Raw genomic sequence first — 14,430 nt, 5'->3', positions numbered from 1 at the left:
CTGAGAACGTGCCCCACGAGCAGCCGGAACCGGGCGAGACCGGCACCCGGCGTATCGACTGGCAATGGCGAGCCGCGGCGCTCGGCGCCGTCGACGCCGCGCCGGCCGCCGCGGTCACCGCCGTCGCAGTCCCTTCGGGTGTCGCGCTGGCGGTGGGGGTGCTGCCCGCGGCAATCATCGGACTGCCGCCGACCCGACGGGCGCGGGCTGCACTGATTCTCATCGGGATCCTGACCGGGCTGCCGATGGTGCTGGGCTCACTCGTCGCCCGCACACCCCTGCTGGCGATCGTGGTCGTGTTCGCCCTCGCAGTCGGTGCGGCGGCGCTCGCACGGACCACCGTCGCGAAACGGCGAAACCTCGGCAAGGTCTTGTCGACGCTGTCGGTGCCGCTGGTCGGAGTCGGGCTCAGCTACGACGACCCGACGACAGCAATCGAACTCGCGGTGCTCATGATCGGCGGCTCGGTGTTCGCGTACGTCGTTTCGCTGCTGCTCCCCGAACATGCTGCCGACGCGCCCGCCCGGCCCGGGCCCGCGATCACCCTCGGGTACGGCGTCCGACTCGGCGCCGCAGGCGCGACCGCCGCCGCGATCGGGTTCGCCCTCGACCTCGACCACGTCGGCTGGGCCTGCGCAGCAGCACTTCTCGTGATGCGTCCCGACACCGACGAACAGGTGACGCGCATGGCGGGACGGATCGCATCGATGCTCATCGGGGGAACGGCAGCCGTGCTCGTCGTCGGTGCGACTCCCGCCGACTGGGTCTACAGCGCTGCCGTCGTCGCGGTCGTCGCGACTGCCGCGGCAACCCACCGCAGTCGCTGGTACGTGACCTCCACGTTCACCACGTTCCTCGTGTTCGTCCTGCTGCTGTATTCCGATCCCGAACAGGCCGGATACCGCTTCGCCGAACGGCTTTCCGAAACCGTGCTCGGCGTCGCCATCGCGTTCGTCTTCGGCATCGCCGTCCCCGCCCTGGGGCGTCGGACGCGGTCGTCCCGCTGACCGGGCGGAACGTTCGACGGACGAACGGGACGCTCGTTCGATCTGACGCAACGAGCGTCCCGTTCGTCCGGAGTGGGAATGGGTGCCGGACGCCCGAGTGGACAAGCTCTGTGATCTGCGCCATAGTTCTCTCCCGTCGGCACAAGCCGACGCGCCCCTGACACTCGGATCGTCCGGCACGTTCCTGCCGGTGGAGGGATTCATTTCTCATGGCAACAATCACGTATGACCGCGCGACCAGGCTCTTTCCCGGGTCCGACGTCCCCGCCGTCGATCAACTCGACCTGCACATCGAGGACGGCGAATTCCTCGTCCTCGTCGGCCCGTCCGGCTGCGGAAAATCCACGTCGCTGCGGATGCTCGCCGGACTCGAGGACGTCGACGGCGGCCAGATCCTGATCGGCGGCCGCGACGTCACGCACGCCGAACCCAAGGACCGCGACATCGCGATGGTCTTCCAGAACTACGCGCTCTACCCGCACATGACCGTCGCCGAGAACATGGGCTTCGCCCTGAAACTCGCAGGCACCGACAAGTCCGAGATCCGCGCCCGTGTCGCGGAGGCCGCCGACATGCTCGACCTCGGCGCCTACCTCGACCGCAAACCCAAGGCCCTCTCCGGCGGCCAGCGGCAGCGAGTTGCCATGGGCCGCGCCATCGTCCGGAAACCGCAGGTGTTCCTGATGGACGAGCCGCTGTCGAACCTCGACGCCAAACTGCGCGTGCAGACCCGCACGCAGATCGCCCAGCTCCAGCGCCGCCTCGGCACCACCACCGTGTACGTCACCCACGACCAGGTCGAGGCCATGACGATGGGCGACCGTGTCGCGGTCCTCAAGGGCGGCGTGCTGCAGCAATGTGCCTCCCCCCGCGAGCTCTACCGCAGGCCCGCGAACGTGTTCGTCGCCGGGTTCATGGGCTCACCGTCGATGAATCTGTTCACCGTGCCCGTCGCCGACGGCGGCGTGCTGATCGGCGACCAGCTGGTGCCCGTCCCCCGCGACGCGCTCGCGGCGGCGGGCCGGGAGGTGATCTTCGGGATCCGTCCCGAGCACGTCGAGATCGCCGATTCCGGCGGGCTGAAACTCGAGATCGACGTCGTCGAGGAGCTCGGCTCCGAGGCATTCGTGTTCGGCCGCACCACCGTCCACGGACGAACCGAGAACCTGGTCGCGCGCGTCGACTGGCGCAACCCACCCGAGAAGGGCCAGGTCGTGCACGTCCGCGTCGACGAGGCACACGCGCATCTCTTCACCACCGACGCGGCGGGCGAGCGCCTGGTGCGCTGACCTCAGAGTTCCGCGGGACGGGCGGTCGAGCCCCTGACCACCAGGTGGGTCGGGAGCACGACCGCCCGTTCCGCCGGTTCCCGCCCGCTCAGCAGGTCCACGACGACCCGGCCCGCCGCCGCTCCCTGCTCTCCCACCGGTTGCCGGACCGTGGTCAGGTCGGCCAGCTCGGCCGTCGGGTGATCGTCGATGCCGATCACCGACATCCCGGCCGGAACGGGTACCCCCGCTCGTCGCAGCGTGCGTAGTGCTCCCACGGCGACCTCGTCGGAATGACAGAACACCGCGGTGGGCACGTCGGCCCGGCTGAGCAGCAGTTCCATGCCCCGCTCGCCGCCCTCGACGCCCCAGGGCACGGTCGCGATGCAGTCGTCGTCGAGTCCGGCGTCGGCGAGCGCACCGTGGAAACCCGCGACCCGGGCGATGTCGCCCTCCCACGACTGCCCTTCCGGGTCGACGGTGCGGATCATGCCGATCCGCGTGTGGCCGATCCTGATCAGATGGCCGACGGCCTGGCGCGCGGCCAGTTCGTCGTCGATCCGGACGGACTGGAAGTCGCCGGCGTGCGCGCCGATGACCACCACGGTCACGTCCATCTCCTCGAGCCGCGCCCGCTCCGGCCCGGTCAGCGGAAACGCCACGGCGATGACCGCATCGACCTTGCGGCGCAACGGAAGTCGTTCGAAGAACGATTCGCGCTGGGACGACTCCTCGAGGCAGTACAGCATTACGTCGAGGTCGGCGGCACGGAGTTCGTGCTCGATGCCGGCGAGAATCCGTGAGTAGAACCAGGCGTCGATCCACGGCACGACGACGGCCACCCGGCCCGTCGCGCCGCCCGACAGCTTCGACGCCTCGGGCGAGATGACGTACGCCAACTCGTCGGCGACCCGCTGAATCCGCAGTCGCGTCGCTTCGGAGACCCCCTTCTCGCCGCGCAGCGCACGGGAGACGGTGGCGATGGAGACGCCGGTGCGGCGCGCGACGTCGGCCATGTTCACGGACTGCTTGGGGATCACGTTCCCACAGTAGGCGAGCAACGCAAATATTTGCGCAGATTCCTCACCGATCACACGCCTTTGAAGTGCGGAAAAGAAATAACCCTGTTCGAGTTGACAGCAACCTGTGATGTGCCTCACGCTCTTTACGCAAACGTTTACGCATCACATTCGCCCATCCCATCCCCCGCACCGAGGAGATTCGATGACCCAGTCCGTGGAGTCGACCGCAACCACCGTCGCGAGCCGGCACCCCGAAGCCTGGTGGAAGACGGCCGTCGTCTACCAGGTCTACATCCGCAGCTTCGCCGACGGGAACGGCGACGGCATCGGCGACCTCACCGGTCTGCGTGCCAAGCTGCCCTACCTCGCCGACCTCGGCGTCGACGCCGTGTGGATCAACCCCTGGTACCCGTCGCCGATGGCCGACGCCGGCTACGACGTCGCCGACTTCCGCGACATCGAGCCGTCGTACGGCACGCTCGCCGAGGGTGAGGCGTTCATCGCCGAGGCCCACGAGCTGGGGATCCGCGTGATCCTCGACATCGTGCCCAACCACACCTCCAGCGAGCACCGCTGGTTCGAGGCCGCGCTCCGCGACGAGCCCGGGGCACGCGAGCGCTACATCTTCCGGCCCGGCCGCGGCCCGGCGGGCGACGAACCGCCCAACGACTGGCAGAGCGCATTCGGCGGTCCCGCGTGGAGCCGTCTCGACACCGGCGAGTGGTACCTGCACCTGTTCGCCCCCGCCCAGCCCGACCTGAACTGGGAGCACCCCGAGGTCCGTGCGGAGTTCGAGGACATCCTGCGGTTCTGGTTCGACAAGGGCGTCGACGGCTTCCGGATCGACGTCGCCCACGGCCTGGCCAAGGATCCCGCACTGCCCGATGCCGGTGAGCGCCTTCCCGGTTCGCAGCACACCGACCCCCACCCCGCCTGGGACCAGGATGCCGTCCACGAGGTGTACCGGGGCTGGCGGACCGTCGCCGACGCCTACTCCGACCGCGTCTTCGTCGCCGAGGCCTGGGTTCCCGGCAACGACCGGCTGGCCCGGTACCTGCGCCCCGACGAACTCCACACCGCGTTCCAGTTCGACTTCCTGCGCGCCCCGTGGCGGTCGGACAGCATTCGCGCCGTGATCGACGACGCGCTCGAGCAGGCGGCCACCGTCGGCGCACCCGCCACCTGGGTGCTCTCCAACCACGACGTGCCCCGCACCGTCACCCGCTACTCCCGCTCGCAGCCCGACCACCTCGTCGAAACCGACTGGGAGCGCGCCCGCTGGGCGCTCGAGGAGCCGAACCACGACCTGGGCAGGCGCCGCGCCCGCGCCGCCGCGCTGCTGCAGCTGGCATTGCCCGGCACCGCGTACATCTACCAGGGCGAGGAACTGGGACTGGAAGAGGTCGAGGACCTTCCCGACGACGTCCGGCAGGATCCGACGTGGTTCCAGACCGGCTTCACCGACTGCGGCCGCGACGGCTGCCGGGTGCCGATCCCGTGGTCGAACGACGCAGTGCCGTACGGCTTCTCCCCGTTCGACGCGGAAGAGGACACCTGGCTTCCGCAGCCGGGGCACTGGGCCCCGCACACCGCGGAAGCGCAGGCCGGCCACCCCGAGTCGTTCCTCACGCTGTACCGCGCGGCGCTGGAACTGCGGCACGAGTTCTTCGACACCCCGCATCCCGTCGAGTGGCTCGACACTCCCCCCGGCGTTCTCGCATTCGCACGCGGCGCAGTGCAGTGCTGGGTGAACACCGGCACCGAACCGGCCGCACTTCCCGAAGGCTCGACCGTGGTACTCGGTTCGATTGCCGGCCTCACCGGCGGACCGCTCCCGTCCGACGCCGCGGTGTGGCTGTCGGAACCGGGCTCGGGTGAATCACGATGAAGCGCGTCGCCGCCGCCGCGGTGGCCGTCGGCGTCCTGTTCGCGGCGACGTCCTGCGCCGATCAGGGCATCGACGCCGCCGCGCAGGCGGAGAAGCAGAACCTCGACGGCCGCGGACCCATCACCTACGTGCAGGGCAAGGACAATTCCAACGTCGTCCGGCCGCTGATCGACGAGTGGAACGCCGGCCACCCCGGTGAGGAGGTGACGTTCAAGGAGCAGTCCGACCAACCGGACCAGCAGCACGAGGACCTGGTGCAGCACTTCCAGTCCCGCGATTCCGGCTACGACGTCGCCGTCGTCGACGTCGTGTGGACCGCGGAATTCGCGGCCCGCGGGTGGCTGCAACCGCTCGAAGGGCCGATGGCGATCGACACGTCCGGGCTGCTCCCCGCGACGGTCGCGGGGGCCACGTATGGGGGCGTCCTGTACGCGGCGCCGCAGACCAGCGACGGCGCCCTGCTCTACTACCGCACCGACCTGCTCGATCACCCGCCCGCCACCTGGGACGAGCTGATCGGCGCGTGCGGGACGGCCCAGCAGGCCGGAATCGGCTGCTACGCAGGACAGTACGCCAAGTACGAGGGCCTGACCGTCAACGCGTCCGAGGCCATCAACACGGCGGGCGGGTCGATCCTCGGACCGGACGGCGTGACCCCGACGATGACCACCCCGGAAGCCAAGGCGGGGCTGCAGTCGCTCGTCGACGCCTACCGTTCGGGTGCGATCCCCCGCGAATCCGTCACGTTCCAGGAAGAGCAGGCCCGGCAGGCATTCCAGAGCGGCGACCTGCTGTTCATGCGCAACTGGCCGTACGCGTACAGCCTGATGAACGGTCAGGGCAGTTCCGCGGTGTCCGGCAAGTTCGCCGTCGCGCCGTTGCCGGGGAAGAACGGGCCCGGTCACTCGACACTCGGCGGGCACAGCGCCGCGATCAACGTGTACTCCGAACACAAGGCCACGGCGTCGGACTTCCTGAAGTTCTTCCTGGAGAAGAAGTCGCAGGCGTTCTTCCTCTCGCAGGGATCGCTCGCCCCCGTCCGCACCGACGTCTACGACGACCCGGAACTGATCGAGCAGTACCCGTACATCCCCACCCTGAAGACGTCCATCGAGAACGCCGTGACCCGCCCGGTCACCCCGTTCTATCCCGCGGTCACCCGGGCCGTGCAGAACAACGCGTACGCCGCGATCAAGGGCGAGAAGACGGTGGACCAGGCCGCCGCCGACATCCAGTCCGCGATCGCCGCGGCCGGGTCCTAGAGGAGACAAGCCGATGACCGTTCACGAACTCTCGGAACCGACGACCGCGGCCGTCCCGCAACCGGATTCGCCCGCGCCGCCACCGCCCCGGAAGGGACGCAGCAGGGCAGCGATGCTCCTCGTTCTGCCGACCATGATCCTGCTGGGCATCGTCGTCCTGTACCCGGTGGTCAGCGCGATGGTGATGTCGCTGTTCAAGGACCCGACCATCGACCCCGCCACCGGCAAATTCGTCGACCAGGGCTTCGCGGGACTGTCGAATTACACGCACTGGCTGTTCCAGCGGTGCACCGACACGACCGGCACGTCCGTGTCCTGCCCCGGCGGCACCCTCGGATCGCTGTTCTGGCAGTCGATGTGGGTCACCGTGTTCTTCACCGTCGTCACCGTCACCATCGAGGTCGCGCTGGGACTCTGGTTCGCCACCATCATGAACCGGGCGTTCCGCGGCCGGGCACTGCTGCGCACCAGCATCCTCGTCGCGTGGGCGATCCCGACCGCCGTCACCGCGAAACTGTGGTACTTCGTCTTCGCCTACGACGGCATCGCCAACAAACTGCTCGGCACGGACATCCTGTGGACGGGTGACACGTGGCCCGCCCGGTTCGCCGTCGTGATCGCCGACGCCTGGAAGACCACCCCGTTCGTGGCGTTGCTGATCCTCGCGGGACTGCAGATGGTGCCCGCCGAGGTGTACGAGGCGGCGCGCATGGACGGCGCCGGCGCGTGGCAGCGGTTCCGTTCGATCACGCTGCCCCTCATCAAGCCGGCCATTCTGGTGGCGGTCCTCTTCCGCGTCCTCGACGTCCTGCGGATCTACGACCTCCCTGCGATCCTCACCGGCGGCGGTGGCGGCGACGGCACCGCCACCACCACACTGTCGATCCTCGTGATCGACCAGATGCGCCAGGGATTCAACAGCGCGTCCGCCCTCTCCACGATCACGTTCCTGTTCATCTTCGCCGTCGCCTACGTCCTCGTGAAGGTGATGGGCGTCAACGTGATCGACACCCAAGAGCAGCAGCGAAAGGCCTGACCATGTCCACAGCAGTCGTCACGCCGGGAATTCCCCGGCCCACGGTGGCGCGCAGGCGCCGGGGACCGTCGCTCGCGTCGATCCGCACTTACGCGGGCCTCGCGGTGATCATCGTCTGGGGTCTGGCCCCCGTCTACTGGATGGTGGTCACCGCCTTCCGGGACTCCGACTACACGTTCGACACCACCCCGTGGCCCACCCACGTCACATTGGACAACTTCGCGAACGTGTTCTCCACCGACGCGGGCAACCACTTCGCCCGGGCGCTCGTCAACAGCACGATCATCGGCGCCGTCACCACCGCGATCGGACTGATCGTGGGGGTCGGCACCGCGTACGCGCTGGCGCGGTTGCAGTTCCGGGGCAAACACGCGGTCCTCGGGATCATCCTGGCCGCGTCGATGTTCCCGGGTGTCGCCGTCCTGACACCGCTGTTCCAGCTGTTCACGTCGATGGGCTGGTTCGGCACGTACCAGGCGCTGATCATCCCGAACATCTCGTTCGTGCTGCCCCTCACCATCTACACCCTCACCGCGTTCTTCAAGGAACTGCCGTGGGAACTCGAGGAGGCCGCCCGGATCGACGGGGCCAGCAGGCGGCAGGCGTTCCGTATGGTGCTGCTGCCCTTGGCCGCACCGGGACTGTTCACCACCGCGATCCTCGCCTTCATCGCGTCGTGGAACGAATACCTGATCTCCAGTCAGCTGTCCAACGACATCACCCAGCCGGCCACCGTCGCCATCGCACAATTCGCGGGAAGCAAACCGCACGAGGAACCGTTCACGTCCGTGATGGCCGCGGGAACGGTCGTGACCATCCCGCTCGTCATCACCGTGCTGCTCCTGCAGCGCCGCATTGTGTCGGGCCTCACCGCGGGCGGCGTCAAGTAGAGCACCCGTGAGTACTTGTTAACCACCGGCGGTTAACAAGTACTCACGGGGGGTTTTGCCGCGCCGCGTTCCGGTGGCAGCATTCTTCCCGTGACCTTCGCCCATCGTCTGCGTCCCCGTCTCGTCGAAGAGCGAGCGTCGGTGTCGCCGCTCGAACTGTTCTTCGACCTCGTCTTCGTCTTCGCGCTCACCCGTGTCACCGACCTGATGGCCGAGGACCCCACCGGCGTCAATCTGCTGCGCGGCGCCCTCGTGATGGCCGTGCTGTGGTGGAGCTGGGTGGGGTACGCCTGGCTCTGCAACCTCGTGCGCGCCGACGAGGGCATCGTACGGGTCGTGATGTTCGGTGCGATGGGCGCCATGTTCGTCACCGCGCTGACCATCCCCGAGGCCTTCGACGACCTCGCGGGCGGACTCGACGGACCCGTCATCTTCGCCCTCGGCTACTTCGTCGTCCGGCTCCTGCATCTGGTGATGTTCTGGGTGGTCAGCCGCGAGGACCCGCAACTGCGCGGCCAGGTGCTCCGCTTCGCGCCCAGCATGCTGACCGGCACCGTGTTCCTGCTCGTCGCGTCGCAGCTCACCGGCACCGCGCAGACCGTCATGTGGATCCTGGCCCTCACCGGCGACTACCTCGGGACACTGGTCGGCGGGACCGACTGGCGATTGCGGTCGGTCAGCCACTTCGCGGAGCGGCACGGGCTCATCGTCATCGTCGCGCTGGGCGAGTCGATCGTGTCGATCGGCATCGGCGTCGCGAGCCTGCCGATCTCGTGGGCGATCATCGTCGCGTCCCTGCTGGGGCTCGCGGTGTCGGGACTGCTGTGGTGGTCGTACTTCGACGTCACGTCCCTGGCGGTGGAGCACGCGTTCGAGGAGGCAACCGGTGCACGTCAGATCAAGATCGCCCGCAACTGCTACAGCTTCATCCACCTGCCGATGGTGATCGGGATCGTGATGCTGTCGCTGGGTCTGAAGAAGATCCTGTCGTACGTCGGCGACGGCAACCATCACCGGCTGGTGGATCCGCTGTACGGCTGGCCGCTGGTGGCACTGTTCGGTGGCGCGGCGCTGTACCTTCTCGCGCTGGTCGCCTTCAAGGCGTACGCGACGAGGTCGGTGACCGTGCCGCGCGTCGTGACGGCGGTCGTGCTGATCGCGCTGCTCCCCGTCGTCTGGCACATCCCCGCGCTCGCCACCCTCGGCGTGCTGACCGCGGTTCTGCTCGCGATGATCGGATACGAGATGGTGCGCTACGACCAGCCCCGGGACGAGATCCGGCACGGCCACCCGTGAGTACTTGTCAACGCCCGGCGGTTGATAAGTACTCACGGGCCCGAAGGGCATACCCGTCCTGCACGGCGGCGGTACCGAATCACCTCTGAGGCTCGAGACGATCGAGCCGGAGGGATTGATCACGATGACCGACCACTCGCGCGGCCCACGGCTCCGCAGTCCACTGCGCGGACCATGGCTGACCTCGGTATTCGGACTCGTACTGCTCATCGGGCTGCCCGTCGTCATCGTCACCGGACTGCTCTCCTACATCGCGTATGGGCCCCAGTTCGGGCAGGCCCGCCCCGGCGACGTCGGCTGGCTGCACCTCCCGTATTTCGCGTGGCCCACCCGGCCGTCGTGGCTGTACCGGCTCACGCAGGGTCTGCACGTCGGGCTCGGACTGATCCTGGTGCCGATCGTGCTCGCCAAACTGTGGTCGGTGATCCCCAAACTGTTCGTGTTCCCGCCGGTACGGTCGCCGGCGCAGGCCCTCGAACGGCTGTCGCTGATCGCCCTGGTCGGCGGTGCGCTGTTCGAGATCATCACCGGCGTCCTGAACATCCAGTACGACTACATCTTCGGTTTCGACTTCTACACGGCCCACTACTGGGGCGCATGGGTCTTCATCGCCGGGTTCGTGACACACACGGTCCTGAAGGTGCCGCTCATGGTGCGGTCGCTGCGGTCCCGGTCGTTCCGGGAAGTGCTGCGCACGTCCCGCGCCGACACGCGGCCCGAACCGGCGGACGAGAACGGCCTCGTCGCCCAGGATCCCACTCCGGCCACGATCAGCAGGCGCGGCGCCCTCGCCCTGGTCGGTGGCGGCGCCGCACTGGTCGCGGTCCTGTCGGTCGGGCAGACCACCGGCGGGTTCCTGCGGGGCGCCGCGCTACTCCTGCCGCGCGGACGCTCGTACGGCGACGGCCCCAACGACTTTCAGATCAACAGGACGGCCGCGGCAGCGCAGATCACCCCGGAGCAGACCGGCGACACCTGGCGACTGTCGGTGGCGGGTGGCGCGACACCGGTGCAGCTGAGCCGAAATCAGCTACGCGCGATGCCGTCGCACACCGCGTCCCTCCCGATCGCATGCGTCGAGGGCTGGTCCACCGTCGAGACGTGGACGGGCGTGCGACTGCGTGACCTCGCGGACGTCGCCGGGGTGACGGCGTTCGGTTCGGCGAAGGTGACGTCGCTGGAGCGGTCCGGGGCGTTCAATCAGGCGGTGCTCACGGCCGATCAGGTGCGCGACTCCGACGCCCTGCTCGCCCTCGAGGTGAACGGCGCGGACATCTCCCTCGACCACGGCTATCCCGCGCGGATCATCGTCCCCGCGCTGCCCGGCGTCCACAACACCAAATGGGTGCAGTCCATCGAATTCCGGGAGTCGTGAGATGCGCCGATTCGCCCGCGTCTACGGAGCCGACCCACTGCATCTGCTGGCCGTGCTGTTCACGTTCGCCCTCGCCGGGTACGCGGTCTCGGTGGTGGGTCTGCCGAATCTGTGGAATCCGGACGTGTGGTGGAAGTCGATCGCCGTGTGGTTCCTCGGTGCGGTGATCGCCCACGACCTCGTGCTGTTCCCGCTGTACGCGCTCGCCGACCGGTCTTTGACGTCGGGGCTGGACGCGGTGCGAGGGCGGAGACGTTCGCGGTCCCGGACGGTTCCGGCGCTGAACTACATTCGCGTGCCGGCGCTCGCGTCCGGGCTGACGCTGCTGCTGTTCCTGCCGGGGATCATCGAGCAGGGCGCCGACGCGTATCTTGCCGCGACAGGGTTGACGCAGGAACCGTATCTCGACCGCTGGCTGCTGCTCAGCGCCGCGTTCTTCGCATTGTCGGCCCTTGCCTATGCCGCCCGACTTTCGCTGTCCCGCAAGGACGGCGACGCGGTGAGCTGGCCATGAGGAAACCCGGGATGACCACCGACCTCCTGCTGCGGCGGGCGTCGGCGGGGCTCCCGTGCTGGGTGCGTGACGCGCGGGGAACACGGCGCGCCCTGCCGCTCGACCGGTGGATGGGCGGCGACTCGGCGTCCCTCGCCGATCGGATGGCCGACCGCGTGATGCTCGCGGGATGTCACGGTGCGACCATCGATCTCGGGTGCGGACCGGGCCGGCTCACTGCCGCGCTCGTGTCCGCGGGCGGCAACGCCCTGGGCGTCGATTCCTCCGTCACGGCAGTGCAACTCACGATCCGCCGCGGCGGTGTGGCGGTGCACAGCGACATCTTCGCGCCGCTTCCGCGGTCAGGTAACTGGGACCGGGTGCTGCTCGCCGACGGCAACATCGGCATCGGCGGTGAACCCGTCCGCGTGCTCAGCCGTGCCCGAGAGCTGTTGCAACCGCGCGGAATTGTGATCGCCGAGGTGGATCCGCCGACCACGGCGGGGGTGCGCCGTGAACTACTGCGCTGGGAGACGGAGCATCTCGCCGGAGACTGGTTCGCCTGGGCGAGTGTGGGTGTGGCCGCCGTGTCGGAGGTCGCGCGTGTGGCCGGACTAGAAGTGATCGATGTTCTGCAGCATGCGAATCGGCACTTCGCACGGATGGAATGGGCGTGAGAAGTTCCCATCCGCCGGCGAAGTAGCGCCGAATACCTAGTGAACATCCACCCCTCCCCTTCCTCCGGAAAGGTTGTCTGATCATCATGTCGAACTATCGAAAAGCGCTCGTGGCCGCGGCCATCGGCGCCTTGTCACTGACTCCGCTGGTCGCGTGCTCGAGCAACGATTCGAGTGCATCCTCCAATATGAGCGCAGCAGCATCCTCCCAACCGGCACCCGTCGCCCAGGTCGACAACCTGACCGGGGTGAGTACCGCCGTCGCACTCGATCCCGGCTTCACCGGGGCGCTGACGACGCTCGGCCTCACACCCGGAGTGGTGGGCTCGGCAACCCTCGCCGACGGATCGGTCAGCTTCCCGATCACCGGCGGCAACGTCAAGTACTGGGAACCCGGCACGGTCGATCCCTATGTCCAGGGTGAGATCATGCACGACGGCAGCGGATTGTCGCTGGCGGCACCCGGCACGGTCGTCGAACTGACCGATTTCACGATCGATCCGGGCACGTCGCTCCTCACCGGAGACGTGAGCGTCAACGGTTCACCCGCGGCGACCGACGCCGTGTTGTTCGATCTCAACGGCCGCACGCTGAAGCCGCTGCAGACAGGACCGAACGACACGGCGATCCTGCAGGGCACCGAGGTCAAGATCTCGGCGGACGCTGCCGGCCTGCTGAACGAGACGTTCAAGACCGACGCCGTCACGCCGGGCCTTCTGGTCGGGATCGCCACCATCACGATCGCGACCACGTGACCGTCGGACCGACAGGAAACCCGGATGCGCCGGCCGTCACCAGTTGGTGAACAACAGATGGTTGACGGCCAGCGCACCGGCGGCCTGCACGGCGAGCCAGAACCGATGGCTACCGCGCGGCAGCAGCGCGGGGGCGGCGAGGAGCCACCATTCGAACGGCAGCCAGATCCGCTCGGTCTCCGCCTTGCTCAGCGCGCTCAGGTCGGCGATCACCACCGCGAGGAGCGCGGCGAGCACCAGGACGGGGACCGGCGAGCGCGCCCGCGACCAGGCGAACGTCCGGGGCAGTGCGGCGGGCACCGCCAACCCCACCGCGCAGACCAGCGACGCGAAGTTGGCCCAGCCCCAGTAGGCGAAGGGGCGGTCCGACGCGATGCCCTGGTAGTACCGTTCCTGCACCAGTTGGTAGCCGTCGAACCACCAGAATCCGCACAGTGTGAACACCGTGGCCACCGCGAGTGCGCCGATCAGTGCGAACGCCAACGGCCGGGCCGTGCGCGCGATCACCAGGACGGCGACCGCGGGAATCGCCATCAGCGTGAGCCCGTAGCTGAGGTAGACGCCGAATCCGAGCAGCACCCCCGCGCCCACGGCGACGAGCGCGGGGACCGGAACGGCGCGGGTCGCCGACAGCGCCAGCAGGGCGATCCCCCACGCCACCACGCCGGCAAACAGTGCGTCCGCCGACACCGCCACCCAGATCGCGGCGGGGGCGAGCACGAGGAACGGGGCCGCGCGGCGGGCCGTCGCCTCGTCACCCAGCGCCCGGACGGCGACGATCACCGCGGCACCGGCGCTCGACCCGACCGCGACGCACAACGCGGACGCCCACGCGCCGCCGTCGAGTCCGATCCGGTCGAGCCAGACGAACGCCAGCAGTGCACCGGGCGGGTGCCCGGACACGTGGGTGGTCCACGAATCGGGCTGCAGGTCCAGGATCCGGTCGGCGAAGCCCCGCAGCGTCGCCGGGATGTCCGTGACACCGGGGACCTCGTGCAGGTACTCGTCGGTGGAGGTCAGGCGGTCGACGAAGCCGCGCCGCCAGCCGTCGACCAGTGCGAGCGCCATCGCCCACAGGGCGGACCCGAGCCACACCCCGACTGTGAGGCGCCGCCACGACAGCGTCTGTGCCAGCCCGGGACCCCACACGACGACCGCCGCCGCGACGACGACGGCGACCGGGCTGCCCCACCCGAAATGCACGTCGCGGAACCCGAACAGCGGCGCAGCGTCCGCGAAATCCCGCACACTCTCCGCCGTCCGGTTGACGATGGGGGTGATCGTCTCGTTTCCGAGGTACGGGACGACGAACGCAACCACCACGAGGACCAGGGCGAGCCCGGCGCCGGCGACGTCGCGGTACAGGAAATTCCGCTCGCCGGTGCGCTGTGGGGATCCGATGACGTCATCTCCTTCGACGAAAGTCGCACTCGCGCCCAGCATAACGACGGAGGATGGAGC

General features: G+C 68.7%; 13 protein-coding genes. 11 read left to right on the top strand and 2 right to left on the bottom strand.

The genetic code is table 11. The features are described from left to right. Nucleotides 1–8 precede the first annotated feature (8 nt). Nucleotides 9–1,007, top strand: a complete 999-nt coding sequence (locus tag ACFU5V_RS16545; protein ID WP_378700635.1) for an FUSC family protein — start codon at nt 9–11, stop codon at nt 1,005–1,007. 209 nt (nt 1,008–1,216) lie between these two features. After that, a complete protein-coding gene (locus tag ACFU5V_RS16540; protein ID WP_378700633.1) occupies nt 1,217–2,296 on the top strand; it encodes an ABC transporter ATP-binding protein in 1,080 nt (359 codons plus the stop codon). 2 nt (nt 2,297–2,298) lie between these two features. On the opposite strand, the gene ACFU5V_RS16535 is transcribed toward ACFU5V_RS16540, so the two are convergent. After that, complete coding sequence (locus ACFU5V_RS16535; RefSeq protein ID WP_378700630.1) at nt 2,299–3,315, bottom strand: LacI family DNA-binding transcriptional regulator; 1,017 nt, start codon at nt 3,313–3,315, stop codon at nt 2,299–2,301. A 184-nt stretch (nt 3,316–3,499) separates the two neighbouring features. Between ACFU5V_RS16535 and ACFU5V_RS16530 the strand changes: the two genes are divergently transcribed. From ACFU5V_RS16530 to ACFU5V_RS16490, 9 genes are all read left to right on the top strand, one after another. Continuing rightward, the gene (locus ACFU5V_RS16530; RefSeq protein WP_378700628.1) at nt 3,500–5,185 is read left to right on the top strand and encodes a glycoside hydrolase family 13 protein; all 1,686 of its coding nucleotides are present in this window, start codon (nt 3,500–3,502) and stop codon (nt 5,183–5,185) included. Continuing rightward, complete coding sequence (locus ACFU5V_RS16525; protein ID WP_378437331.1) at nt 5,182–6,447, top strand: ABC transporter substrate-binding protein; 1,266 nt, start codon at nt 5,182–5,184, stop codon at nt 6,445–6,447. Before ACFU5V_RS16530 ends, ACFU5V_RS16525 begins: the two co-directional genes overlap by 4 nt. A gap of 13 nt (nt 6,448–6,460) precedes the next feature. Beyond that, entirely contained in the window at nt 6,461–7,483 is a 1,023-nt protein-coding gene (locus tag ACFU5V_RS16520; protein ID WP_378700625.1) for a carbohydrate ABC transporter permease, read from the top strand. A gap of 2 nt (nt 7,484–7,485) precedes the next feature. Continuing rightward, a complete protein-coding gene (locus tag ACFU5V_RS16515) occupies nt 7,486–8,373 on the top strand; it encodes a carbohydrate ABC transporter permease (protein ID WP_378700623.1) in 888 nt (295 codons plus the stop codon). Between the two features lie 90 nt (nt 8,374–8,463). Next, nucleotides 8,464–9,669, top strand: coding sequence for a low temperature requirement protein A (locus ACFU5V_RS16510; protein ID WP_378700620.1), 1,206 nt, complete (start codon nt 8,464–8,466; stop codon nt 9,667–9,669). A 124-nt stretch (nt 9,670–9,793) separates the two neighbouring features. Next, nucleotides 9,794–11,044, top strand: a complete 1,251-nt coding sequence (locus ACFU5V_RS16505) for a molybdopterin-dependent oxidoreductase (RefSeq protein ID WP_378700617.1) — start codon at nt 9,794–9,796, stop codon at nt 11,042–11,044. A 1-nt stretch (nt 11,045) separates the two neighbouring features. Next, nucleotides 11,046–11,558 carry a hypothetical protein gene (locus ACFU5V_RS16500; protein WP_378700615.1) on the top strand — a complete coding sequence of 171 codons (513 nt, stop codon included), beginning with the start codon at nt 11,046–11,048 and terminating at the stop codon, nt 11,556–11,558. A gap of 11 nt (nt 11,559–11,569) precedes the next feature. Further along, nucleotides 11,570–12,214: a methyltransferase domain-containing protein gene (locus ACFU5V_RS16495; RefSeq protein ID WP_378437320.1), complete on the top strand. Its 645-nt coding sequence runs from the start codon at nt 11,570–11,572 to the stop codon at nt 12,212–12,214. A gap of 86 nt (nt 12,215–12,300) precedes the next feature. After that, the gene (locus ACFU5V_RS16490; protein WP_378437318.1) at nt 12,301–12,969 is read left to right on the top strand and encodes a hypothetical protein; all 669 of its coding nucleotides are present in this window, start codon (nt 12,301–12,303) and stop codon (nt 12,967–12,969) included. A gap of 36 nt (nt 12,970–13,005) precedes the next feature. Here the strand turns inward: ACFU5V_RS16490 and ACFU5V_RS16485 are convergent, their stop codons facing one another. Beyond that, complete coding sequence (locus ACFU5V_RS16485; RefSeq protein WP_378700613.1) at nt 13,006–14,412, bottom strand: hypothetical protein; 1,407 nt, start codon at nt 14,410–14,412, stop codon at nt 13,006–13,008. Nucleotides 14,413–14,430 lie beyond the last annotated feature (18 nt).

The organism is Rhodococcus sp. NPDC057529 (assembly GCF_042802055.1).
Lineage (GTDB): Bacteria > Actinomycetota > Actinomycetes > Mycobacteriales > Mycobacteriaceae > Rhodococcus_F.
Note: the sequence above shows the minus strand (reverse complement) of the source record. Positions and strands in the feature narration are given on the sequence as shown.

Bases quoted from the DNA above. Each gene is read 5' to 3' on its own strand.
- ACFU5V_RS16540 (WP_378700633.1), top strand. From the start codon at position 1,217: ATGGCAACAATCACGTATGACCGCGCGACCAGGCTCTTTCCCGGGTCC.
- ACFU5V_RS16530 (WP_378700628.1), top strand. From the start codon at position 3,500: ATGACCCAGTCCGTGGAGTCGACCGCAACCACCGTCGCGAGCCGGCAC.
- ACFU5V_RS16525 (WP_378437331.1), top strand. From the start codon at position 5,182: ATGAAGCGCGTCGCCGCCGCCGCGGTGGCCGTCGGCGTCCTGTTCGCG.
- ACFU5V_RS16520 (WP_378700625.1), top strand. From the start codon at position 6,461: ATGACCGTTCACGAACTCTCGGAACCGACGACCGCGGCCGTCCCGCAA.
- ACFU5V_RS16515 (WP_378700623.1), top strand. From the start codon at position 7,486: ATGTCCACAGCAGTCGTCACGCCGGGAATTCCCCGGCCCACGGTGGCG.
- ACFU5V_RS16505 (WP_378700617.1), top strand. From the start codon at position 9,794: ATGACCGACCACTCGCGCGGCCCACGGCTCCGCAGTCCACTGCGCGGA.
- ACFU5V_RS16500 (WP_378700615.1), top strand. From the start codon at position 11,046: ATGCGCCGATTCGCCCGCGTCTACGGAGCCGACCCACTGCATCTGCTG.
- ACFU5V_RS16495 (WP_378437320.1), top strand. From the start codon at position 11,570: ATGACCACCGACCTCCTGCTGCGGCGGGCGTCGGCGGGGCTCCCGTGC.
- ACFU5V_RS16490 (WP_378437318.1), top strand. From the start codon at position 12,301: ATGTCGAACTATCGAAAAGCGCTCGTGGCCGCGGCCATCGGCGCCTTG.
- ACFU5V_RS16485 (WP_378700613.1), bottom strand. From the start codon at position 14,412: ATGCTGGGCGCGAGTGCGACTTTCGTCGAAGGAGATGACGTCATCGGA.